Origin of the sequence: Paludibaculum fermentans (assembly GCF_015277775.1) — a bacterium.
In the GTDB taxonomy this organism is placed as follows: domain Bacteria; phylum Acidobacteriota; class Terriglobia; order Bryobacterales; family Bryobacteraceae; genus Paludibaculum; species Paludibaculum fermentans.
On the sequence record NZ_CP063849.1, the window covers coordinates 8,093,364 to 8,117,260 of the forward strand.

The following is a 23,897-nucleotide window of genomic DNA, read 5'->3' on the forward strand; positions in this document are numbered from 1 at the left end:
TCAGTTGGCCGATTCCAGCACGCTGACGGGCTCAGTATCCTCTACCCGCGTGGCGCCCTTCGACAGCAGGTTCTTGCCGAAGCCGAAGCCGTTCTCGAATGCATCCAGGTTCAGCTTCCTGAACTTCTCCGGCACGCTGTCGACCACCGCCTTCTTGCACGCATCGTAGCTGACGGCCTCCGTAATGGCGCAGAAGAAGCCCACCATCACCACATTCAGCACCATCTTCTTGCCCAGCTCTTCGGCAATGCGGGTGGCCGGAATGCTATAGACCCGGATGTGCTGCGGCACATTCTCCATGCGGACCAGGTCTTCTTCCACAATCAGCACGCCGCCCTCTTTGAGGTCGGGCGTGTAGCGTGTGAACGCTTCCTGCGACATCACGACGAGAATCTCGGGATTGGATACGTAGGGGAACAGCACCGGCTGATCACTGATCACCAGCGCCGCACTGGCCGCCCCGCCGCGCGCCTCAGGACCGTAGTTCTGGGTCATCGTCGCAAAGCCGCCCTCGTGAATGGAGACGGCCCGGCCCAGAATGTGCGCGGCCAGAATGACGCCCTGCCCGCCGAAACCTGCAATACGAATCTCTTTCAGCATGATGAGCAGCACCCCTCCTGTTCTTCTTCCTCGGGCTGCGGCGGCAGTTCACTATAGTTCGTGCCAAGCTGGCGGCGCATGCGGGTCAGGTAGTCTTCCCGCTCGCGGTCGACAAACTCGCCCACGACGATCTCCCCGCCGGGCACCAGCGCTACTTCGTACGTCGGCGCGCCGTTCTTGATCTTGCTGCGGTTCTTGTAGTCGACCATCGCCGCCAGGCCGTCGCCCATGTTGTTCCGCCGCTGGTACAGCGTCGGGCACGGCGTCAGCACCTCGATGAACCGGAAGCCCTTCTTCTTGAGCGCCTTCGACATCGTGCGCTCCAGTTGCTTCACGTGGTACGCCGTCCAGCGCGCCACAAACACCGCCCCCGCCGCATCCACCAGTTGAGGCAGGCAGATCTCGGGTTCGAAACTGCCGAACGGGCTCGTGGTCGTGATCGAGTTGCCCGGCGTCGTCGCGGCCGCCTGGCCTCCGGTCATGGCGTAAATCATGTTGTTCACGCAGACCACCATGATGTCCATGTTGCGCCGCGCCGCATGGATCAGGTGGTTGCCGCCGATGGACGTCAGGTCGCCGTCACCGGAGTAGACAATGACAGTGAGCTCCGGATTCGCCAGCTTCAACCCCGTGGCGAAGGGGATCGCCCGGCCGTGCGTGGTGTGGAACGAATCCAGCGCCATGTAGCCGCTCACTCGACCGGAGCACCCGATGCCGCTCACGATCACCGTCTTCTTTAAATCGATGTTCTGGCCCAGCAGCGCCGCCGCGAAGCTGTTCACCGTCGTTCCGATGCCGCAGCCTGGGCACCAGATGGTGGGGATGCGCTCTTTGCGCAGTACGTCCTCCACCGGATTGTGGATGTGCAGGTCCGCCGCCGTGCTCATTCCGCACCTCTTTCAATTGCCGCCAGGATGTCCGCCGGTTTGTGTACCGTGCCGCCCGGATGGGGCACGCTGATTACCTTGCATTGGCCGCCGGCGCAACGCTCCAGTTCAATCACCACCTGGCCCATGTTGAGTTCCGGCATGACCAGGGCCTTCACCTTCGGCGCCAGCTCCCTGATCAGCTTCTCGGGGAACGGCCATACGCAGATCAGCCGCAGCTTGCCCACCTTCAGGCCCTTATCCCGGGCCATCTCGATCGCCCGCTGCGCTACCCGCGACGTGATGCCGTAGCTCACCACCACTACATCGGCGCCTTCCAGACCCTCGGCCTCTACAATTGTCAGTTCATCGGCCGCCCGGCTGATCTTCTCGAACAGCCGCGGGATCAGCTCCTTCTGCGAAGCCGGATTCATCAGCGGATACCCGCGCTTGTCGTGCGTCAGGCCCGTGACATACACCTTGTAGCCCTCGCCGGCATGCGCGATCTCGGGCACCAGGTCCTCACCCGGCTCGAACAGGACAAACTCGCCCGGCGGCTTGGAGGCGTGCCGGCGCGGGGTGACTTCAATCTCTTTCGCGTCGGGGATGACCACCTTCTCCGTCATATGCCCCACGCACTCGTCCATCATGAACATCACCGGAACCCGGAACTGCTCCGCCAGGTTGAATGCCTTCACCGTCAGGCTGAAGCACTCCTGCGGCGAGTTCGGCACCAGCGAGATCGTGGAATAGTCACCATGCGACCCAAACCGCGCCTGCATCATGTCGCCCTGCGCCGGCAGCGTGGGCAGTCCGGTGGAGGGTCCGCCGCGCTGGACATTCACGAACACGCAAGGGGTTTCGGTCATCGCCGCGAAGCCGATATGCTCCATCATCAGCGAGTAGCCCGGTCCGGAGGTCACGGTAAACGACTTCGCCCCCGCCCAGACCATCCCCTGCAGGGCGATCGACGCGGCCAACTCGTCTTCCATCTGGATGAAGATGCCCCCCACCTTGGGGACACGGGCGGCAAACCGCTCGACTACCTCAGTGGAAGGAGTGATGGGGTAGCCTGCGGCAAATCGCGCACCTGCGGCAAGCGCACCCTCGCAGCAGGCGGCGTCGCCATTCATGAAGTGTGTGCCCGTCAGGACACAGTTGGGATCGGCGTGCATCATGCTTCCTTCTTCTGGCTCTTCGCGTCCGGGAACCGGTAGCCGAAGATGGCGAAGTCTGGACAATACATGCCGCACAGGTTGCAACCCGAGCATTTCTCGGCATTTATCATGTGCGGCGGGTGGTAGCCTTTGGCGTTAAAGGCATTCGAGAGTTCCAGCACGTGAGTGGGGCAGAACTCTACACAGAAGCCACACCCTTTACAGCGTTCGGCCGTGACGGCAACGGAGCCTTTTGGCATCGAGCCCCTCCTTGACCAAATGGTGTATGCAATTGCGCGGCCAATTTCAGATGTTGAACTCTTCTACACTTTGGCCCGAATCCGGCGTCCAACCGTGTTACACCGAGCCCCGCCCTCCCAACTTCACTCAACGGTCGATTGAGCCCTGCGGGATTCTACGCACCCCTGCATCGCCAGCCCGCCAAACCGCTACTATCATGGGAAGGCCCATGAACCCGACCCTCACCACCGGCGCCTTCGGTCTGCGCGTACCCCGCGGATTCTTCACCCGCCTGTGGCTGCTGGTCGCCCTGCTGGCGGCCCTCGTGAATGCCGGCAGCATGGTGAGTATCGACCCCGTCCGCCGCCTGCAGCAGACCCGTGCCCTCTGGACCTCCGAGCCCGAAATCCGCCCGGAGGAAGCCAATCTCTTTGGAACCCTCGCCTATGACGGCAAGCGGCACGCTTACTTCGGGCTCGGCCAGCCGCTCGTCTTCCTCCCCTTCGACATCGCTGTCACCACCACCCTCGATCCCGCCCGCCGGCACGTACCCGTCTCATCCCAAGTCCTCGACGCCCTCCGCCTCATCCTCATCGCCTTCTTCTCCCAGACCCTGGTCTGCGGCTTGGCGGCCTGCTTCGCTTACCTGCTGCTCCGCCAGCTTAAGTTCGCGCACGCCCCGGCCGCCCTCGGGACCCTCAGCCTGCTGCTGGCCACGACGTTCCTCCACTACATCCAGAACTGCCAGGAAAACAGCTTGATGCTGGCCATGGCGCTGGCCGGAGGCTTCTTCACCCTGCGCTGGTTCGACCACCGCCAGTGGCGCGACGCTGTCTGGGCGGGCGCGGCCTTCGGCTTCAGTTTCCTCACCCGCCTCACAACCCTGGCCGATGCGGCCGGCATCGTGCTCTGCCTGCTCCTGCTGCTGCTTTGGGACACCCGGAACATGAAGACCACGGCAGCCGCCCTGCTCGCCTACGCCAAGGCCTTCACGCCTGCCTTCGCCGTGTTCCTACTCATCGAACGCCTCTACCAGTACCACCGCTTCTGGACCTTCCGGGGCACCTACTACACCCCGTTCCTGGAGCCGCCGCCCTCCACCGACAGCAGCGGCAACATGTTCAACAATCCCCTGCTGGCCGGCGTCAAAGAGGCGCTCTGGACCCCGCAGAACTCCATCTTTCTCTTCGACCCCCTGCTGGTGATCACGCTCCTCGCCCTGGGCGTGCTCTGGCGCCAACTGGAGCCTCGGGTTCGAGCCTTCGCCCTGGGCGCCGCAGCCACCCTGACCGTCTACATCTACTTCTACGCCACCTACATGTCCCCCACCGGCGAGATCTCCTGGGGCGACCGCTACACCGAAACCCCCGTCCTCCTCCTCTGCCTCCTCGCCGTCCCCCTCCTCTGGACCAGCCGCCATCGGATCTCCACGGCCTGGCGCGGCCTCGCCATCGCCGTCATCTCCTGGAGCGTCATCCTGCAGATCGCCTCTATCCTGCTCATCCCGTCCATTGAAGTCCTCCAGTGGCGCCGCCTCAACCTGCCCTGGAGCATCCCCCGCCGTTTCATCAACATCTGGCTGGCCATCAGCGGCCAGGGCCCCAGCATCCCCTACCACGGACCCCTGCCGCCGGAATGGCAGCAATTGAGCCTCCTGCCCTTTCAACTGGGCCTTCGCTTTGGAGCCCTCCAGCCCTACGCCGTCGGAGCCTGGTGCGTCCTGCTGATAATTGCTTTAGTCCTTCTGGGGCAAATCGTGCATCAATGTCTCCGGGAGGACCGGGCATGGGCAACGCACTGACGCTTGTGGAATTGCTCGCCATGAGCCTTTGGTTGGGCGGCCTGGTCCATGGCCTGTTCACGCGCACGCCGGGTGGCCGCTGGCAGTGGGCATGTGTCGGCTGCAGTCTCGCGCTGGCCGCGGTGCAAACCGCGCGAGGTCTGCTCTGGACTTGGGACGGCATGACCCGCCCGGCCCTCATCCTCTTCAGCACCCTGGCTGTGGTCTGTGCCCTCAGCCGGCGCGCCGCGGCCAGCGCCGTGATCCTGCTGCCGCTGGCCGGCTATCTCTACTGGGTCTCGATGCGCGGGTTCTGATCAGCAGCACTTCGCGCGCTGGTACTTCTGCCGCATGCGCTCTTCCGAGAACGTCCGCCACTCCGCGCCGCAGTGCGTCCGGCCGTGCGCCGCCAGGTGCCGCTGATACGCGCTCTCGTCGCCGATCTCCCGCAGGATCCCCATCAGGATCCGGTACAGCGATTTCAAGCCCCTCATAGCTCCTCCGCCTGAAGCTGGGTCAATACGAACGGAGCCTCACTGCTCTTCGCCGTCTTCGATCCATTCATAATGCCCACCCAGTTCCAGATCGAATCCACCAGGATCGTCGTCACCAGCACCAGGAAGATGCCGCACAGCGCCGCATCCAGCCGGTTATTGAAGATCAGCTGTTTGGTCGCCACGGTCGCCGGAGCCGCCTCCAACTGCGTCGCCTGCGCCAGGAACCCAATCCGCGGAGCGTCGCTGAAGATCTTCTGCCACGCCGCCGTATACGTCACAATCACCAGCCACGACAGCGGCAGCAGCGTGATCCACGCATACCTCATGCGGTGCATCTTGATCAGGATCGTCGTCGCCACGCACAACGCCACCGCCGCCAATAGCTGGTTTGCGATCCCGAACAGCGGCCACAGCGAGTTGATGCCGCCCAGCGGATCCAGCACGCCCTGGATCAGGAAATACCCCCAGGCGCCCACCACCAGGATGCTCGTGAACAATACCCCCGGCATCCACGACGTCCGCCCTAACGGTTTATACAGATGCCCCAGGAAATCCTGCAGCATGAACCGCCCCACGCGCGTCCCGGCGTCAATCACCGTCAATATGAACAGCGCCTCGAACATGATCGCGAAGTGATACCAGAACCGCAGCACCGTCTCGTTGCCGGCGATCCGCGAAAAGATCCCCGCCATGCCCAAAGCCAGCGAAGGAGCCCCACCCGTCCGGTAGAACAGCGACTCCTCGCCCACATGCTTCGCCAGCGTGGCCATCTCACCCGGAGTGACTGGGAACCCCCACGACGAGATCGTCGCCGTCGCCGCCGCCGGAGTCGTGCCCACAATCCCGGCCGGCGAATTCACGGCGAAGAACACGCCCGGAGGCAGCGCGCAGGCCGCCACCATCGCCATCATCGCCACGAAACTCTCCAGCAGCATCGACCCGTACCCGACCGGCAGAATATGCCCCTCGCTCGCAATCATCTTCGGAGTCGTGCCCGACGAGATCAAAGCGTGGAACCCGGAAATCGCGCCGCACGCAATCGTGATGAAGCAGAACGGGAAGATCTTGCCCGCGAAGATGGGACCCGTGCCATCCACAAACCGCGTAAACGCCGGCATGTGCAATTCCGGCCGCACAAACAGAATCCCCACGCCCAGCATCAGCACCACGCCCAGCTTCACAAACGTGCTCAGGTAATCCCGCGGAGCCAGCAACAGCCACACCGGCAGCGCACTCGCCAGGAACCCGTAGATGATCACCGCGATCGCCAGCGCCATCCCGCCCAGCGTGAACATCGGCCCGAACGTGGCATGATGCGCCACCCACTCGCCGCCGAAGATGCTCGCCACCACCAGCAGGAATCCGATCACCGAAACTTCCAGCACCCGGCCCGGCCGCCAATACCGCAGGTACAATCCCATGAACACCGCAATCGGCATCGTCGCCGCGATCGTGAACGTGCCCCACGGGCTGCCCTTCAACGCATTCACCACCACCAGCCCGATCACCGCCAGCAGGATCACCATGATCAGCAGCACCGTGATCAGCGCCGTGCCGCCGCCGATCTTGCCGATCTCTTCCCTTGCCATCTGGCCCAGCGACTTGCCGTCCCGCCGCACGCTGCAGAACAGGATGATGAAATCCTGCACCGCCCCGCCCAGCACCACGCCCAAGATGATCCACAGCGTTCCGGGCAGATACCCAAACTGCGCCGCCAGCGTCGGTCCCACCAGCGGGCCCGGGCCCGCAATCGCCGCGAAATGATGCCCGAATAAAATCCACTTGTTCGTCGGTTCGAAATCGTGGCCGTTGCGCAACCGCTCGGCCGGAGTCGCCCTGCGCTCATCCAGCGCCATCACCTTGGCCGCGATGAATGCGCCATAGAGCCGGTAGGCCGCCAGGTAACTGCACACCGCGGCAGTCACCAGCCACGCACTGTTGATCGACTCCCCTTGCTTCAGCGCGATCCCGCCCAGGCAGAACGCGCCCACCACGCCAAGTACAATCCCGGGCAAAACTCCGAACCGTTTGCTCATAGTGAAAGATTGTATCGGTTCGCGGGGGTCATACAATAAATCACGCGGGCCGCCCGATGTTGTATAGTCGCCGCCGCATCCCGCCGCACTGCCTGTGACCAGCCTGATCCACGCCCTGGCGCTCGTCTTCGGAACCGCGCTCTACGTGTATCTCTTCGCCGTCCTCAGCTCCCAACGCCGCGCCGGACCGCCCGGCCGCATGCTGCTCGCCCTAGTCGCTTCCTCCGGACTCTGGTACCTCGGCTGGCTCTCCGTCTTCTATCTCCGCCTCACCATCGGCTCAGGCGATTCCGCCCTCGTCACAGCCGTCGCCGTCCTGGCTCATGCCGGAGGCTGGGCCTCCTGGCCCGCCGGCATCGCCGTCGCCTGGTTCGCTTACAGGCAAGGCGAACTCCACTTCTACTGGTCGCTCCTCGCCGCTGGAGCCATCTCCGGCATCGCCTCCGGCGTCTGGACTCTCGGCAGCCTCCAGATTGTCCTGGCCACTCTCCCCGTCCCGTTGGTCATCATCTTCTTCCTCTATCGCGAACAGATCTTCGGCCTCCTCCTGCCGCGCAGCGCCCTGCTGGCCGCCGCCCTGGGCGGAGGCGCGGCCCTCTATGTCCTCGCCGTCCCGCTGGCCGCCGCACTCCTGGAATCCAGCTTCGGAGCCATGCCCGAAGGCGTGCGCTCCCTCCTGCTGCTCGGCGGCGTCATCGCCTTCCTGCCCCTCTACAACGCCGTCCTCGCCTATGAAGACCGCCGCCAGGCCGGCCGCCGGGAGTGGGTCCGCGAAATCGCCCGCGATGCCGCCGGCCTTTTCGAATGGGAGCACCGCGCCCGCTACTTCGAACAACGCACCGCGGCCCACCTCGGTCTGAGGTCCGTCCACATCGCCCTCGAAGGCAGCGTCGAGCCCAACTCCTTCACCCACCGCTGGCCGCTCGAATCCGAAGGCCGCATCTGGGGCTGGCTGTTGATCGACGCCACACCCCGCCGCCGCCTCGACGACGACGCCCAACTCCTGGAATCGCTCGCCCAGGAGATCGCCCACTCCCTCAGCACCCTCCGCCTGCTCGACGACAAACTCGGCCTTGAACGTGAACTCGTCCGGCAGGAACATCTGGCCAGCCTCGGCAAAGTCGCGGCCGCCGTCGCCCACGAGATCCGCAACCCCCTCAGCGCCATCAAGAGCATCACCCAGGTCATGCTCGAGGACGAGGAGATCTCCGGCATCCACCAGCGGGACCTCCGCTACATCCTCTCTGAAACCGAGCGTCTCGCCTCCTCGGTCAAACAGCTCCTGGGCTACTCCAAACCCGTCGAAGCCCTCGAAACCGGCGTCGACGTGTCCACACTCATCGAAGCCGCCATGGCCGGCCTCCAGCATCAGGCCACCGGCATGCAACTGCGCCTCACCGTCAAAGTCGAGCCCGGCTGGCGTCTCCCCAAAAGCAACCCGGACCTCCTTTCCCAGGTCGTCCTCAACCTCGTGTTGAACGCCTTACAGTCCGCTCCGCCCGGCAGCGAAGTCGTCGTCGAACTGCTCGCCCTCGGCACGGAGCTCCTCTTTACCGTCACCGACAGTGGCCCCGGCATCCCGCCCGACATGCACGAGCGCATCTTCGAGCCCTTCTTCACCACCAAGGCCAAAGGCACCGGCCTCGGCCTCTCCATCGTGCGCAAGGCCGTCCACCACCTCCACGGCGCCGTGCGCGTCGAAAGTCCGGCTGGCGCCGCCGGTGGAGCCCGCTTTCTGGTCACCTTGCCCGGAGCGGAGCGGGCCTCATGAAGCTCGGCGCCCTGTTCCTGCTCCCTCTAGCCTGCTTCGCCCTCGACCCCGGCCTGCGCCTCTCCCAGTACCACAAGAAGGTGTGGCAGATCGAGGACGGCCTCCCGCACAACTACGTCAACGCCATCCAATACGCGCCCGACGGCTACCTGCTGGTCGGCACGGGCGAGGGTCTGGCCCGCTTCGACGGAGTCCGCTTCACTCCGCTCGCCGGCGCCGCTTCCATCGAGCGCCAATGGATCAGCGCCCTCGCCCCAGCGCCCGGCGGCGCTTACTGGATCAGCACCTACTACCAGGACCTCTACCGCCTGGAAAACCGCAAGCTGCGCCGCATGCTGCACGGCCAGGCCAGCATGATGGGCCTCTTCACGGACTCCACCGGAGCCCTCTGGATCAGCGCCAACGGCATCCTCCGTCTCGATGCCAAGCGCGCCGCGCCGGTAGGCATCGGCAGCTCGGCCGGCAACTCCTGGCACGTCTTCGCCGAGGACACGCGGCATCGCATCTGGATCACGGCCGGGGGCGGACTGCACTGCTACGAGAACGGCAAGGCGCGCCTGGTCGTCAAGGACGGCGGCCCGCACGGCAGCATGCTCAGCGTCATGGCCGGACCCGATGGCGTCATCTGGGCTGGAGCCTCCAACGGCCTCTACCGGGTGCGCGAGTCCGGCGCCACAGTCACCCTCGAACGCCAACCCGGCGTCAACGGACCCGTCGTCAAAATCCTGCGCGACAAGGACGGCATCCTCTGGGCCGGAACCTGGGGCCAGGGCCTCTACCGCGTCACGCCCACAGGCGCCGAACACTGGTCCACCCGCGACGGCCTCTCCGACGACTTCATCCGCACTCTCTTCGAGGACCACGACGGCAACCTCTGGATCGGCTCCCGTAGCGGCGGCCTCAGCCGTTGGAAGAATCCGCTGGTCGAGCCCTTCGGCGTACCGGAAGGACTGGGCGGCAACTTCGCCTCGGCCGTCATGGAAGCCGAGGGCGGCGGCCTCTGGATGGGCACCTGGCGCAGCGGCCTCTTCCGCCTCCAGGGCGGCGTCTTCCAACCCATGCCGACGCCCCTGCCAGCCCTCGACCTCGGCATCCGCTCGCTAGCCGGCGACGGCCGCGGCGGCCTCTGGCTGGGCACCTGGGAAGGCCTCCATCACTTTGACGGAAAGACCTACGATCCGCGCATCTTCCTCCGAGGCTCCGTCTCCGCCATCCTGCGCGACCGCAAGGGCGGCCTCTGGGTAGCCGGAGCATCGCTTCGCTACTTCCCCACCGGCAACCCAACAGCCGCCATCGGAGCCGCGTTCGGAGCCGCGTTCAGAGCCGCCGCAAATAGAGCCGCGAACGTAAGTGAGCGGATAACCCCCCGTAACGCCCCAACCAACCCACCAGCGCGGCCCGCCGCGTTCGGAGCCGCGTTCAAAGCCGCGACCGCAAGCAGCGGGGGAGCCCCCGATACTCTCCAACCTGCCAGTGGACCCGTGCGTCAACCGAGCGCGCCCTCCCCCGACCCCGGCCAACTCCTCCTCCCCGCCACCAATACCAACTGCCTCCTGCAGGACCGCCAGGGCCGCGTCTGGGCCGGCACGGACTCCGGCGTGGCCGTCTTCGAGAATGGCCATCTCACCTGGATCCGCCGCGAACAGGGCCTCGCCGACGACTACATCACCTCCCTGACAGAGGACACCCAGGGCCGCATCTGGGCCTCCACCCGCGGTGGCTACCTCGCTTACCTGCACGGCGCCCGCGCCACCTCCCTGGGCCCCCGCGAAGGCTTGCCCGGCCACTCCCTCTTCAAACTCCTGGACGACCAGTCCGGCAGCCACTGGATCAGTTCTTCCCGAGGCATCCTCCGCATCCCGTCCACCCAACTCGACGACCTCCTCGCCGGACGCCGCCCGTCCCTCGACGTCACCCTCTACGAGCAGGAGGACGGCCTCCGCACCATCGAATGCCATGGCATCTCCCAGCCCTCTGGCTGGCGCGACTCCGAAGGCAGTCTCTGGTTCCCCACGGCCAAGGGCTTCGTCCGCATCCGGCCCGGACGCACGGCCAGTCCACCCGCGCCGCCGGTCCGCATCGAGGAGATCCTCGCCGGCTCACAGCCTCTGTCCGCACCGGTCGAACTCCAGCCCGGAGCCCGCGACCTCGAAGTCCGCTTCACCGCCCTGCGCTTCTCCTCCCCCACCCACCTCCGCTTCCGCTACCGCCTCGAAGGCAACGATCCCGGCTGGGTCGAGCGCAACGCTGAACGCTCCGCCCGCTACACCACCGTCCCGCTCGGCCTCCACCGCCTGCTCGTCGAGGCGCGCGAACCCGGCGGCCCCTGGAGCCAGCCCGTCTCCGTCACCATCCGCCAGTTGCCCCGCTTCTACCAGACCGCCTGGTTCTTCACCGCCGTCCTGCTCGCGCTCGCGGCCCTCGGCTACGCCTTCTACCGCTGGCGCATGTATGTCCTGCGCGGCCGCTACAAAGCGGTGCTGGCCGAACGCAACCGCATCTCACGCGAATGGCACGACACCCTGCTGGCCGGCTTCTCCGCCATCTCCTGGCAGCTCGACGCCACACTCACTCGTCTCAAGGAACAGCCCGCCCGAGCCGCTGAGGCCGTCGACGTCGCCCGCCAGATGGTGCATCACTACCGCGCCGAAGCCCGCCGCGTCATCTGGGACCTGCGCGAAAACGACCCCGTCTCGGAAAGCCTGCAGGACGCCGTCGCCCGCACCATGGAACAGATCACCGCCGGCACCGGAGTCGCCACCAAACTGGAAGTCAGCGGCTCGCCCGGCGTCATGTCCAGCGACCTGCGCCAGAACGCCCTCCGCATCTGCCAGGAAGCCACGGCCAACGCCGTCCGCCACGGCAAGGCGGCGAACGTGCTGGTGGGCATCCAGTACACCAGCGAAGCGGTGAAATTGCGCATCCGCGACGACGGCGCCGGCTTCGATCCCAAGCGCACCCTCAGCACGCCCAGCGGCCACTTCGGCCTCATCGTGATGCAGGAGCGCGCCCGCCGCTTCGGCGGAGCCCTCCATATCGACAGCGCGCCCGGCAATGGTACGATCGTCGAAGCAGACCTTCCGCTTCAGACGTCGAAGCCCGCATGACAGACCCGATTCGCATACTTCTGGTTGAAGATCAGTACTTCGCCCGCCTTGCCCTGCACACCGTTATCGAGGCCATCCTGCATTGGGCACTCCGCCTGCCTTACCACGATGGACGGGGCAGCACACACAAGTGATCGCGTGATTGTACCCAAACCGTCCGCGCCTCGCCGTCTGCCTGCCGCCGCAACTGAGTTCGTCGACCCACATGGGATCCACATTGGATGCTCTGGAGATCTTCCGTCTCCGAAAAGGGCTGGCGCATTGGCCCCGTCATTGGAGTCGGTGGTGTAAGGCAATCACTAGATGCATTGCGAAGTTCTCATGATTCTGCCGGGAATAGCTGGAGAAGCCGCCAAAAAGCTGAGATGGCTAACTGAACTAAAGAGCCATGTTTGTGGAGGATCTGCTCACTACAGGATGCCTGGCTGTCTGTGGCAGGATTTCCACTCCGCGTCTTCTGTTGCAGGTTGTTAGGGGGGGCATTGCGGAGTTTGCGGCGCGTCAGTCTAGTGCTTTTTCGTGCGGTATGGTGATGGGTTGGGCTTAGTACTCGCATTTGAGAGGTACTCATCGTTGCATTAAAACGAAAGAAACCGTCGCACGCTTCTGGCGTTTATGTGGGAAATGAAGTTGTATTTTTCTTGGTGTATGGCGGCGACTCGCTTATACTCGCTATCAGTACTGAGGTCTTCAGTCGAGGATATTGGCGCAATAGCAGTATCGGTGTCTGTCCTGCTCCCACCTAGGTGTGGGTAGGAGTCGATCTGCCGAGAGGTCGCGCCGTTAGCGAGGACGCACATGAAATCAGGGTTCTGTCCTGGTCAAAAACCACGCGCAGCATGTGCTGCGATGGCCGCCTGGATTCTAGTTGGCTTGTCTATCTCCCCGTCGCTTGCTGGTTCACAGACGGATGCTCAGCGGCGCGATAGCCCGAGCCGTCGCTTCGTGCATTCTTCACTTAAAAGGACGCCATTGCCCGCCGGTTTCCCTCGGAGAGTGAATCGCAATGCCGCCGTGCAGTCGGCCAGTGGCACCTGTCACACGTCGACTGACACGTTGATCTCTACTGATCTCTCGCTTGCACGTCCATCGGGCGCTGGCTCGTGGACGTGTTATGACATACTCGTGGTACCCGAGGGTGTGCCGTACGCAGCGGTCTACTTTCTCGTCACTCCGGCGACTGTGCTACCGACCTGCGTGAGCAGTTGGTCCACTTCGATCGTATCTTCGTCTCATGGGCTCTTGTTTTCTGATGGAGGCCAGTGGCTAATATCAGAACAGTCCGATTCCTACGTGATGGAGCTGCCGCCAGGCCAAGGTCAGTTCGAGATTACCGTGACAACCACAATCGCCGGACCTGATGCTGTATCGGGCCAAATTTGTGGGGGCGCTCAGAATGGCGCGATTCAGGCAGGGGCCTCCTTTGGTGCTGTCCTTCGATTGACCGGAACGCCTTATTCGTATCGTCCAATGGACGGGTACGACAGCGCTTCAGGATGTTCGAATGCGAATCCGTCCTCGTCAGGGCAGGGCTGTCATAGGAGCTACACGGCGACCTTGATACCGGCTGCACTCGCTGGCAAACCGGATCTCTTCGGTTACAGTACAGGGAGTCCTGCAAGAACTATTTTCCGGCTGCAAGACGTTTCAAGTCATCCCGGACGGTCTACAAACCAATGCTCTTCCCCAGCCTGCAACTCGGCCCAGGACACTGGACCTGACTACATCTTCGATGCTACACGACAAGTGCAAAGTAGCTCGCTTTCTAGCCCGGAAGATGAAGGACGCAGTATCGCCACAATTCCAGGGACTACAAATGCAACTGTTGTTGTCTCGTCCCGTGATTATGGGGGCAGTGCATCGCTTCAGGCCGTCTTGCAGTTTCAGCTGGAGGATGGAACGTGGAGCGATGCATTCTACTCGTCAGAGGTCGATGAAGTTGGTCGTTTTACCGGATCGGCTTCGACTGGACTCCCGCTCGACGGCAACCAAAATGGGATCGCCGATAGTTGGGAGGCCCAATACAGTGCGAATGGGGACCCGATAGATCCAGACTCTGATCTCGACTGTATGTCGGGCTGCGGCACGATGAAGACCGGCGACGGCTTCACTGCGTTTGAAGAATACCGGGGGTTTCACTATGTCGATCGTACGAATGGCTATCAGATCAAGTGGCGCTCCACAGATCCTGCGCGCAAGCGAGATCTGTTTGTCTATGATTATTCTGGACTATTTGCCGGCGATCTTCAGTTCTTTCGCGGGCAATTTCCTGATATTGAGTTGCGAGAGGTAGATCAGCAGACAGCGGAGTTGGACGACGATGCGGCACCAATTGAAATCAAGCGCCTAAATGTGAACAGTCTCTCTTCAATAGATGTATTCCCGTTGCTGCTATTGAATGCTAGCCTCCCGGGAAATTGCGATCCAAGCCATGGTCCGATCGACGCCGAACTTGGCCATGCTCCGGATGAACCCGCAGCGACGGGGCCCGATAGTCGTGCGATTATGCTCGACAACGCGAAGATTGTTGAGTGTGGCCAGCAGTTGGGGTTTCCCTTAGCGGACTGGCGTCAGATTTTGGTCGCCCACGAAATCGGACATAATTTGAACTTACGCCACCCAACTCAACTTCGAGGCTTCGCTCCAGTGGCGTATACAAATAATCCGTTACTGCTGCAAGCGTTGCCCCTCGACAAGTACACATACGACCATTCTCCAAGTAGCGAGATATTTACCTGGCTAATGGAATATAACTACTCGGCCCCTGCGCAAGGACTGTCTTCATTGTGGAGATTGGAGAGAGTGTATCCAGGATTAGGCGTGTTAGGATCTGTGAAAAGCGTGACCGTCAGCTCTCCATATTACACGAATTCTGGAGCCCCTCAGCGGAGTTTGCGCAAAATTGAATTTGAAAATGAGATCACGGCGCAAAACGTGCTGGTGGTCTTGAGTTGGCTGTGGAATGCAGGTCCGAGCGGCGCTTTAGCGAACGTTATGAATTGGACCCCGCGCTTTGACCCGCAGTATCAATCTGTCAGTGCCTACTCCTTTAGTGATACGGATAAGCAGACTGCCTGTACGAAGAAAGTGTGTAATTAAAGTAGGTGATAAATATGTACACAAAAGTCATATTGGTTGGGCTATTGTACGCGGGCTGTCTCGCAGGTCAGCCACCAATGATGCCAGGCGAGGATGAGTATCGGCGTATTGTTCGAGGGATGAAAGCGTCATTGCGAAGCAATGTGGCCCTCGACCGCCGTGAATACTTGCCGGGCGAACGCATCTGCGCCACCGTGACCGTCGAAAACTCGTCGAGCCATGCTGTGATGGCATTTGCTCCTTTCCATTCGAAAGAGAGCAAGTTCACCTTGTGGGCTTTGAACAAAAGTGGCGAATGGGAGCCTACGTCCGACTGGACGCCAAGGGTCGTTTCGGAACCGACGAATCTCATGGCGGATCGGCGGTTGGAGACCTTTGTTGCCGGGGAAAAGCGATCGGCGTCGATATGTCTCACCGAAAACGATCTGGTGGGCAACCCGATTCGTCATAGGGCGGCTTGGATCTTTCCACCTGGGCAGTATAAAGCGCGATTCGATTTTCTCCAGTCCGCGGAAGCGGAGTTCACAATCCTGCCAATCGACGAGGTCGCGGCCATGGTGGCCCGGCCACTGCCAGAAGCCGAACTTTATCGAAAAGATGGAGGCAGGATTAGGCCGGGCTGTCTAGGTATGGTTGCGGCTGCGTTTCGAAGCGGGGAGCGCACAATCCTCGTTCGTTCCATGTCCGGGATGAGGGATACGTGCTCACGACTCACCACACAGGATGCATTGGTGCGGACGATGCACCCTTCAATTCGCATCGCGGAATCTGCTGGGGCTGTGGAGTCATTCGATCTGACGCCACTCGCCGATGGTTCTGTGGAGGCGACATGGTCCAGTGCCGGAGGGCCGCATCGGGAAAGGATCGCCCGGCCGGTGTTCCCCGATCGACGAGAACGATGAGCCGACTGGCTTCCCTTCTGGGGTGCCCGCACGGAGTCGCGAGGAGCCGGCGCACCCCATGGCTCACCAGCCGCCAGAAAGGTGGAATAACCTTCGTTGCCCATGGCGGAGGGACAGCGCCAGGCGAACTGTGTCGGCAGTGCTCTGCATCTGGAGCGCGCCCGGCAATGGTACGATCGTCGAAGCAGACCTTCCGCTTCAGACGTCGAAGCCCGCATGACAGACCCGATTCGCATACTTCTGGTTGAAGATCAGTACTTCGCCCGCCTCGCCCTGCACACCGTCATCGATGCGCGGGAAGACATGCAGATCGTCGCCGAGACCGACAAGGGCGCCGAAGCCATCGGCCTCTACCGCGAACACCAGCCGGACGTCACCATCATGGATCTGCGCCTGCCCGGCATCTCCGGTTTCGACGCCATCGCCGCCATCCGCAAGAGCGACCCCAAGGCCCGCATCGTCGTCCTCACCAACTACGAAGGCAGCGAGGACGTCCACCGCGCCCTCCAGGCCGGAGCCATGGCCTACCTGCTCAAGGACTCCAGCGCCGACGATCTGTTAACTGCCATACTCACGGTCAAGTCCGGCAAACGCTACCTCCCACCGGTGATCTGCGGCCTCCTCTCCGAGCGCATGTCCGGCTCCGAACTCACCGATCGCGAGCTCGATGTTCTCCGTCTCATCACCGAAGGTCTCAGCAATCGCGAAATCGCAGACCGCCTCCACATCGCCGAGAAGACCGCCAAAATCCACGTCAGCCATCTCCTCGACAAACTCGGAGTCGTCGACCGCACTCAGGCCGCCATCACCGCCATTCAACGCGGCATAGTCCATTTAGACTAGATTCCTCTAGGCCCTACGACCTACAAATAATCAATCCAAATGGCAGACGCGCCCAGGCAACGAAAAGGCGCATAACTAACATGGTCCCTGGCGGACCGGACTACGATGTCATTTTCCCGACGCTCTCTTCTCTCCCTGGTGGCCGGCTCCGCTGGCGCCTCTTTTGCCCAGTCCCTGACGCCGGCTTCGGCGAACATTGGATTCAAGGCCGACACCATCCCTGAACGTTCTGAATGCGGCATCGGCGCCCTCATGCCCTGGGCCGATTCGCTCTGGGCCATCACCTACAACAGCCACATGCAGGGCACCGGCTACGGCCTCGGGCTCTATCGCATCGACGAGCAGTTGAAGAGCGAACGCGTCCACGTTCACGACGGCACTCACGCCAACCGCCTCATCCACAAGGAATCGAACCAGTGTTTCATCGGCCCCTACGTCATCGACGCCAAGGGCAACTGGAAGCACATCCCCGAGTTCGACAAGCACCGCATCACGTCCACCATGCGCCATCTGACGGATCCGGCCAACCGGGTCTACTTCCAGACTATGGAAGGCGTCTTCGGCGAGATGGATGTCAAGGATCTCAAGCCCCGCCCGCTGTTCGACCTCGTGAAGCAGATGGGCCTGGCCAAGCGGCCCCACTTCAAGGGCGGCTTCACCGCGCAGGGCCGCGTCGTGGTCGCCAACAATGGCTTCTATGAGTACGGCGAAGACAGCGCCGGCCTCTTCGAGTTCGACGGCAAGGCCTGGAACCGGCTCTCCGGCAAGCCGCACATGGACGTGGCCGCCCGTCAGGATATGGGCTCCGTCATGTTCGCGACGGGTTGGGACGAAGCGTCGGTCCTCTTCTGGGCGCTCGTGCAGGGCAAGTGGCAGCGCTTCCGCCTGCCCAAGGCCAGCCACTCCTTCGAGCAGGCCTGGCAGACCGAATGGATGCGCATCCGCGAGGTGGAAACCGAACACTACCTCATGGACATCCAGGGCATGTTCTACGAACTCCAGCCCATCGCCTTCACCGGCCATATCTGGGGCGTCAAGCCCATCTGCCAGCACCTGCGCATCATCCCCGACTACTGCGCCTTCCGCGGCCTCTTCGCCGTGGGCGGCAATCAGACCACACCCAACCGCGACAACAACGCCGTGGCCGGACAGCCGCAATCCGGCCTCTGGTTCGGCAAAACCGACGATCTCTGGAGTTGGGGGAAACCCGCCGGTTGGGGCGGACCCTGGTGGAACTCCCAGATCAAAAAGGACGAAACGTCCGACCCGTATCTCATGACCGGCTTCGACCGCAAAATGCTCCACGTCAGTGCCGACAAGCCCGTGGTCATCGAGATCGAGATCGACTTTATGGGCACAGGCGCCTGGATGCCCTATGGACGCGTCAGTGTGGGAGCTGACGGCTATCAGAAGCACATCTTCCCGGATGGCTTCTCGGCGCATTGGGTGCGGTTGAAGTCGCAGGCGGATTGCCGCGCTACGGCTGCATTCTTTTATTCATGATCAGGGGCTGCCCCGTCGCAAAAGGTCTTTTGAGGTGATTCCATGTTGAGATTCGCTTTGGTTTTTCTGCTTTCCCTGGCCCTTCCGCTGGTTGCCCAGCAGGGCCGCGGAACCGTAATAGGAACGGTGACGGATGTCTCCGGCGCGGCTGTGCCCGCCGCCGAGATACGCGTCATCAACACCGGCACCAATGCCGCTTTCACTGCAACCACGAATGAGGAAGGGCAGTTCACGGCGCCCTCCTTGCCCGTCGGTTCCTACACCGTCACCGCTGAGAAGCAGGGCTTCAAGAAGGGTGTCCGCAGCGGCATCACCCTGCTCGTCGATCAGCGCGCCGAGGTCAATATCCGCATGGAGGTCGGCCAGACCTCCGAATCCATCGAAGTCGTCGGTGAAGCCTCCCTGGTGGACACCAGCAGCGCCACCGTCGGTAAAGTGGTCGAGAACCGCCGCATCGCCGACCTGCCGTTGAACGGCAGAAACGCCCTCGCGCTCGTCATGCTGACGCCTGGCGTCAAGTCCCAGGCCGGCCCCACCAACAGCGGCTTTGTCGATCGCGGCACCGCGCTCTCGGCCATCAGCATCAACGGCGGCCCCAGCTCGATGAACAGCTTCATCGTCGACGGCGGCAACAACAACAGCGCCTTCCTCGCTGACATCAACGTCAACCCCACGGTCGACGCCGTCCAGGAATTCAAGGTGCAGTCCAACGTCATGTCCGCTGAATTCGGCTTCACCGCCGGCGGCGTCGTGAACATCGTCACCAAGTCGGGCACCAACGATCCCCACGGGTCGCTCTACTACTTCGCCCGCAACGACGCCTTCGACGCCCGCAACGCCTTCGCCGCCACCAAGTCGCCCTTCCGCTACCACCAGTACGGCGGCACCATCGGCGGGCCCGTGGTTCTGCCCAAGATCTACAACGGCAAGGACAAGACGTTCTTCTTCTTTAACTACGAAGGCTGGCAGAACCGCCGCTTCGCGTCTAACATCCTCAGCGTGCCCATCGAAGAGCAGCGCAACGGCAACTTCTCCAACCTGCGAGACGCTTCCGGCAAGCTCATCCAGCTCTACGATCCCAGCACGACGAAGCAGAACCCGAACGGTTCCGGCTTTGTCCGCGATCCCCTGCCCAACAACATCATCCCCACCAATCGGCTCGACCCCGTGTCGCTCAAGATGATGCAGTTCTACCCGCTGCCCAACCGCACCCCCACCAACGCCTACACCTTCGCCAATAACTGGATCGGTCAGGTACAGGAAGAGCGTCACATGAATCAGTGGACCGCCAAGGGCGATCACCGCTTCAACGACAAAAACACGCTCTCCGGCCGCTGGGCTTACTACAAGCACTTCAACAACAACGGCTTCGCGGGCTCGCTGCCCGACCCCAACGTCCGCCAGCGTCTCGACAACTACCTCAACTACAACGGCGTCATCAGCGACACGCACAGCTTTACGCCGACCATGCTGAACGAATTCCGCATCAGCGCCGCCCGCCAGGCCTTCCCCTTTACCGCTTACAGCTATGGTCAGGGCTGGCCCGCCAAGCTCGGCCTGCCCTCCAGCGTTCCCGGCGACACCCTGCCTCGCGTCGACAACGGCCTGCCCGGCTTCGGCGCCTTCACAGTCGGCCTCCGCGGCTCTACCACCTGGCAGTTCGTCGATTCGCTCACCAAGATCGCCGGCAGCCACACCATGAAGTTCGGCGTGGACTTCCGCCTGCAGCAGGCCAACAACTACCAGCGCGAAGTGCCCTCGGGGCAGTTCAACTTCTCCGCCGGCCTCACCCAGAACCCGCAGACGCCTGTCGGCACCGGCAGCTCCTTCGCGACCTTCCTCCTGGGCAGCGTGAGCAGCGCCTCCCTCATCCGCTACGGCGGCGAGTCCGAGAAGGCTTATTCCACCAGCTTCTTCTTCCAGGACGATTGGAAGATGTCGCGCAAGTTCACCGTGAACCTCGGCCTTCGCTACGACTACCAGCAGTGGCCGCGCGAGCGCAACAACGGCACGTCTAATTTCGATCCCTTCGCCGTCAACTCGCTCACGGGCCTCCCTGGCCGCATCGAGTACGCCAACATCGACTACGGCAAGACGTTCACGGATCCGATCTACACGAACTTCGGACCCCGCGTCGGCTTCGCCTATGACGTGTTCGGAACCGGCAAGACCGTCCTGCGCGGCGGGTACGCCATCTTCTATCCGCAGACGTTCTACCGCGATTCGTTCGGCAACACCGCCGGCTTCGCCAATACGTCCACCGCTTACAATCCCCCCAACAACAACACCAACCTGGCGGCCTTTCAGTTCAAGGATGGCTTCCCGACTCCGGCCATCGAACCCCTCGGTCCGAAGCTCGGCCCCAGCGCCTTTCTCGGCCAGGGCGTGAGCTGGGATCAGGGCGGCCAGAAGGTCCCCATGTCCCAGCAGTGGACCCTCTCGCTGCAGCAGCAACTGCCCGGCAAGTGGATGGTCGATGCCGCCTACACGGCCAACAAGGGCACCAACTACTACGCCAGCTCCTTCGACTACAACCAGCTCGACCCGCAGTACAACGCGCTCGGTCTGAGCCTGCAGGATCAGGTCCCGAACCCCTACGTGGGCAAGGTAACCGGCTCTCTCGGCGGGTCCACCATCGCCCGCTCCCAGTCGTTGAAGCCCTACCCTTACTACACCGCCGTCACCGTCCGCCTGCCTCACCTGGGCGGCTCGAACTATCACGCCCTGCTCGCGACCGCCGAACGCCGGCTCGACAATGGCTTCGCCATCCTCGCGTCCTACACCTTCGGCAAGGTCATCAGCGACAGCGAAGTCGTTCCCTCCAACTTCGGCGCGGTCGAAGTCGGCGCCGACAACGGCTACCAGAACGGCAAGTACAACCGCAAGGCTGAACGCTCGCTGGATCCCACCGATGTCTCGCAGCGCCTCGTGCTCAGCGGCATCTACGAACTGCCCTTCGGCAAAGGCAAGCGCTTTGCCTCCAACAACGGCTTCACTGACCGCATCATGGGCGGCTGGCAGTTGAACGTCATCTCCACCCTGCAGGGCGGCTTGCCGCTGGCCGTGCGCGGAGCGAACAACTTCCTCGCCAACCGGCCCAATTCGACCGGCGTCAGCGCCAAGCTCGACAACCGGACGTCGGACAAATGGTTCGACACCACGGCGTTCATCAACCCGCCCAACTTCACCTACGGCAACGTCAGCCGGACCTTGCCCGACGTTCGCGGACCTGGCATCGTCAACTTCGATCTGTCGATGATCAAGGACACCCGCATCGCCGAACGAGTCCGGCTTCAGTTTCGCGCTGAGGCTTTCAACTTCGTCAACCACCGCAATCTCGGCAATCCGAACGTCAGCTTCTCTCCGGGCACCAACGGCCTGAACATCAGCTCGACCTTCGGCATCATCACTTCAGCCCGCGACCCGCGCATCATGCAGTTCGGGATGAAGTTGATGTTCTAATTTGACGGTGTTTGGCACACTAAAATTACTTGACTCCGTCAAGTAATTTAGTTGCTTCGGTCAAATAACCGCTCACCCATGGCTCTTGTCCTTCGGAAGGGCAGGAGCCAGGTGGGCGGCGGTCTTCGCCGCTTCTTCGATCGCCCTCGCCAGCACGGACCGGATCTTCCCGTCTTCCAGCATCAGCAATCCCGCAATCGTACACCCCGCCGGAGTCGTCACATCGTCCCGCAAGGCCGCCGGATGCCGCCCCGTCACCTGGACCATGCGTGCGGCTCCCAGCATGGTTTGAGCCACCAAAGTGAGTGCCAGTTGGCGTGGCAATCCGACCCTAACCCCTGCATCCGCAAGGGCTTCCATGACCAGATAGAGATAGGCCGGACCGCTGCCGCTCAGCGCCGTGATGGCATTGAAGTGGTTCTCGTCCACGGTGACGCAGCGCCCGACTGCCTCGAAAATCCGCTGTGCCCGGGCGAGATCGACGTCGGTGGAATGTGTGCCGCCGCATACAACGGTCATCCCCTCGCGAACGACGCACGGAGTGTTGGGCATCGCCCGTATCCACGGGTTCGCGGTGCCCAGCATGGCTTCCAGTTGAGGGGTGCCCACCCCCGCCATGATCGACACAAGAAGTGTTTCCGGCCTTACACCAGACTGGCGAATCTTGTCGAGCACCTTGCCCGACTGCGCCGGCTTCACGCAGAGCAGCAGCAGGTCCGCCCCGGGGACGCGAGCCGAGTAGTCCATCTCCACAGGAATGCCCAATTCGGCCGAGACTTTGGCGCAACTGGCCTGTGTTTTCGCCGAGGCCCAGATGCGATCGCGTTCAATGACGCCGCTCTCGACCAAGCCCTGAATCAGGGTGCGGCCCATGACTCCGGCGCCAATCACACCCAGTGTGCGGCCCTTGGCCACGATGCCCTTTTTGTAGTCCGTGCTCATGCTGCCTCAACTTTAACTCAGCCGGTCATCCTCGACTCATTCACTTTATCGATATAGTTACTACATGGCGACGCGCATGAAGGACATTGCAGTGGACCTGGGCGTCTCGCTGATGACAGTTTCCAAGGCGCTGCGGAACCACAGCGATATCAGCGAGGAGACCCGGGCCCGGGTGCTGAAGCGTGCCCGGGAGCTCAACTACGAGCCCAATTGGATCGCCCGCAGCCTCGCTACGCGGCGGACATACATGGTCGGAGTGGTGATCCCGGACCTGATGCACTCGTTCTTCGCCGAGGTGGCCAAGGGCATTGCGCGGCACCTCGATCCCCTGGGTTATCAGGTGGTCATTTCGAATACAGACGAGAACCCGGCTGCCGAGCGGCGGCAGGTGGATCTGCTCGTCGCGCGCCATATTGACGGCCTGATCATCGCCACCGCGCTGCCTAGCTGGAAGCTGAATGCTCACCCCGCCTTTGAGTCCAGGGCCACGCCCTACGTGTTGATCGATCGCCTGCCGGCGGGGCTGGAGGCCAACTATGTTGGGGTGCGCGATGAGGAGTTAGGCGAAATGGCAACGGCCCATCTGCTGGCCCAGGGGTGCCGGCGCGTGGCGCATTTGCGTGGGCCGGCCACGGCCAACAGCGCGGGCCGGGTGCGCGGCTACAAACGCGCTTTGAGCAGGGCGGGCGTCGAGTTTCACCCAGAATATGTGGTGCAGGCAGGCGGCGGCGACATGTCGGGCTTCACCGCAATGCAGCATCTGTTGTCGCTGCCGAGCCGGCCGGATGCGGTGTTTTGTTATAACGATCCCGTAGCGGCGGGGGCGATTCAGGCGGTGCTGGAATCGGGCTTGCAGGTGCCCGCGGATGTGGCGATTATCGGGGCGGGCAATGTCCACTATTCCGATCAACTCCGGGTGCCGTTGTCGACCATCGACCAGAGCAGCGGGCTGCTGGGCGAGGAAGCCGCCGGCCTGCTGGTGCAGTGCATCGAAGCGAAAACACCCGCCAAACACAGCCACATCCTGATTCCGCCGCGGCTGATCGTGCGGGACTCCAGCCGCAGGGCCGCATTACGAACGTAATACAGGTT

General features: G+C 62.7%; 17 protein-coding genes. 10 read left to right on the forward strand and 7 right to left on the reverse strand.

The annotated features are described in order from the left end of the window. The 4 genes from IRI77_RS32125 to IRI77_RS32140 are packed head-to-tail and all read right to left on the reverse strand — an operon-like array spanning position 1 to position 2,883. On the reverse strand, positions 1 to 600 hold the full coding sequence (locus tag IRI77_RS32125) for a 2-oxoacid:acceptor oxidoreductase family protein (protein ID WP_228486429.1): 600 nt from the start codon (positions 598 to 600) through the stop codon (positions 1 to 3). Next, entirely contained in the window at positions 594 to 1,487 is an 894-nt protein-coding gene (locus IRI77_RS32130) for a thiamine pyrophosphate-dependent enzyme (protein ID WP_194449030.1), read from the reverse strand. Before IRI77_RS32130 ends, IRI77_RS32125 begins: the two co-directional genes overlap by 7 nt. After that, positions 1,484 to 2,644, reverse strand: a complete 1,161-nt coding sequence (locus tag IRI77_RS32135; RefSeq protein ID WP_194449031.1) for a 2-oxoacid:acceptor oxidoreductase subunit alpha — start codon at positions 2,642 to 2,644, stop codon at positions 1,484 to 1,486. The genes IRI77_RS32130 and IRI77_RS32135 overlap by 4 nt, the downstream gene beginning before the upstream one ends. Further along, on the reverse strand, positions 2,641 to 2,883 hold the full coding sequence (locus IRI77_RS32140; protein ID WP_194449032.1) for a 4Fe-4S dicluster domain-containing protein: 243 nt from the start codon (positions 2,881 to 2,883) through the stop codon (positions 2,641 to 2,643). Before IRI77_RS32140 ends, IRI77_RS32135 begins: the two co-directional genes overlap by 4 nt. Positions 2,884 to 3,092: 209 nt before the next feature. On the opposite strand from IRI77_RS32140, the gene IRI77_RS32145 reads away from it, so the two are divergent. Both IRI77_RS32145 and IRI77_RS32150 read left to right on the forward strand, forming a co-directional pair. After that, positions 3,093 to 4,664 carry a glycosyltransferase family 39 protein gene (locus tag IRI77_RS32145; protein ID WP_194449033.1) on the forward strand — a complete coding sequence of 524 codons (1,572 nt, stop codon included), beginning with the start codon at positions 3,093 to 3,095 and terminating at the stop codon, positions 4,662 to 4,664. Next, a complete protein-coding gene (locus IRI77_RS32150) occupies positions 4,649 to 4,960 on the forward strand; it encodes a hypothetical protein (protein ID WP_194449034.1) in 312 nt (103 codons plus the stop codon). Before IRI77_RS32145 ends, IRI77_RS32150 begins: the two co-directional genes overlap by 16 nt. Here the strand turns inward: IRI77_RS32150 and IRI77_RS32155 are convergent, their stop codons facing one another. Both IRI77_RS32155 and IRI77_RS32160 read right to left on the reverse strand, forming a co-directional pair. Further along, entirely contained in the window at positions 4,961 to 5,137 is a 177-nt protein-coding gene (locus IRI77_RS32155) for a hypothetical protein (RefSeq protein WP_194449035.1), read from the reverse strand. Continuing rightward, complete coding sequence (locus IRI77_RS32160; RefSeq protein ID WP_194449036.1) at positions 5,134 to 7,176, reverse strand: carbon starvation CstA family protein; 2,043 nt, start codon at positions 7,174 to 7,176, stop codon at positions 5,134 to 5,136. The genes IRI77_RS32155 and IRI77_RS32160 overlap by 4 nt, the downstream gene beginning before the upstream one ends. A 94-nt stretch (positions 7,177 to 7,270) precedes the next feature. Here IRI77_RS32160 and IRI77_RS32165 point away from each other — a divergent pair, with 94 nt between their 5' ends. The 7 genes from IRI77_RS32165 (at position 7,271) to IRI77_RS32195 (ending at position 21,863) form a co-directional block, all read left to right on the forward strand. Then, the gene (locus tag IRI77_RS32165) at positions 7,271 to 8,947 is read left to right on the forward strand and encodes a sensor histidine kinase (protein WP_194449037.1); all 1,677 of its coding nucleotides are present in this window, start codon (positions 7,271 to 7,273) and stop codon (positions 8,945 to 8,947) included. Beyond that, positions 8,944 to 12,054, forward strand: a complete 3,111-nt coding sequence (locus tag IRI77_RS32170) for a sensor histidine kinase (protein ID WP_194449038.1) — start codon at positions 8,944 to 8,946, stop codon at positions 12,052 to 12,054. Before IRI77_RS32165 ends, IRI77_RS32170 begins: the two co-directional genes overlap by 4 nt. A gap of 1,746 nt (positions 12,055 to 13,800) precedes the next feature. Continuing rightward, positions 13,801 to 15,153 (forward strand): hypothetical protein, encoded by a 1,353-nt coding sequence (locus tag IRI77_RS32175; RefSeq protein WP_194449039.1) that lies wholly within the window; start codon positions 13,801 to 13,803, stop codon positions 15,151 to 15,153. 14 nt (positions 15,154 to 15,167) lie between these two features. Further along, positions 15,168 to 16,055 (forward strand): hypothetical protein, encoded by an 888-nt coding sequence (locus IRI77_RS32180; protein WP_194449040.1) that lies wholly within the window; start codon positions 15,168 to 15,170, stop codon positions 16,053 to 16,055. 216 nt (positions 16,056 to 16,271) lie between these two features. Beyond that, positions 16,272 to 16,898, forward strand: coding sequence for a response regulator (locus IRI77_RS32185; RefSeq protein ID WP_194449041.1), 627 nt, complete (start codon positions 16,272 to 16,274; stop codon positions 16,896 to 16,898). 105 nt (positions 16,899 to 17,003) lie between these two features. Then, entirely contained in the window at positions 17,004 to 18,401 is a 1,398-nt protein-coding gene (locus IRI77_RS32190; RefSeq protein WP_228486430.1) for a hypothetical protein, read from the forward strand. Positions 18,402 to 18,443: 42 nt separating this feature from the next. After that, positions 18,444 to 21,863 (forward strand): TonB-dependent receptor, encoded by a 3,420-nt coding sequence (locus tag IRI77_RS32195; protein WP_194449042.1) that lies wholly within the window; start codon positions 18,444 to 18,446, stop codon positions 21,861 to 21,863. Positions 21,864 to 21,935: 72 nt separating this feature from the next. On the opposite strand, the gene proC is transcribed toward IRI77_RS32195, so the two are convergent. Next, entirely contained in the window at positions 21,936 to 22,805 is an 870-nt protein-coding gene (gene proC, locus IRI77_RS32200) for a pyrroline-5-carboxylate reductase (protein WP_194449043.1), read from the reverse strand. A 76-nt stretch (positions 22,806 to 22,881) separates the two neighbouring features. Between proC and IRI77_RS32205 the strand changes: the two genes are divergently transcribed. Beyond that, positions 22,882 to 23,889: a LacI family DNA-binding transcriptional regulator gene (locus tag IRI77_RS32205; protein WP_228486431.1), complete on the forward strand. Its 1,008-nt coding sequence runs from the start codon at positions 22,882 to 22,884 to the stop codon at positions 23,887 to 23,889. The last annotated feature ends 8 nt before the right edge of the window (positions 23,890 to 23,897 follow it).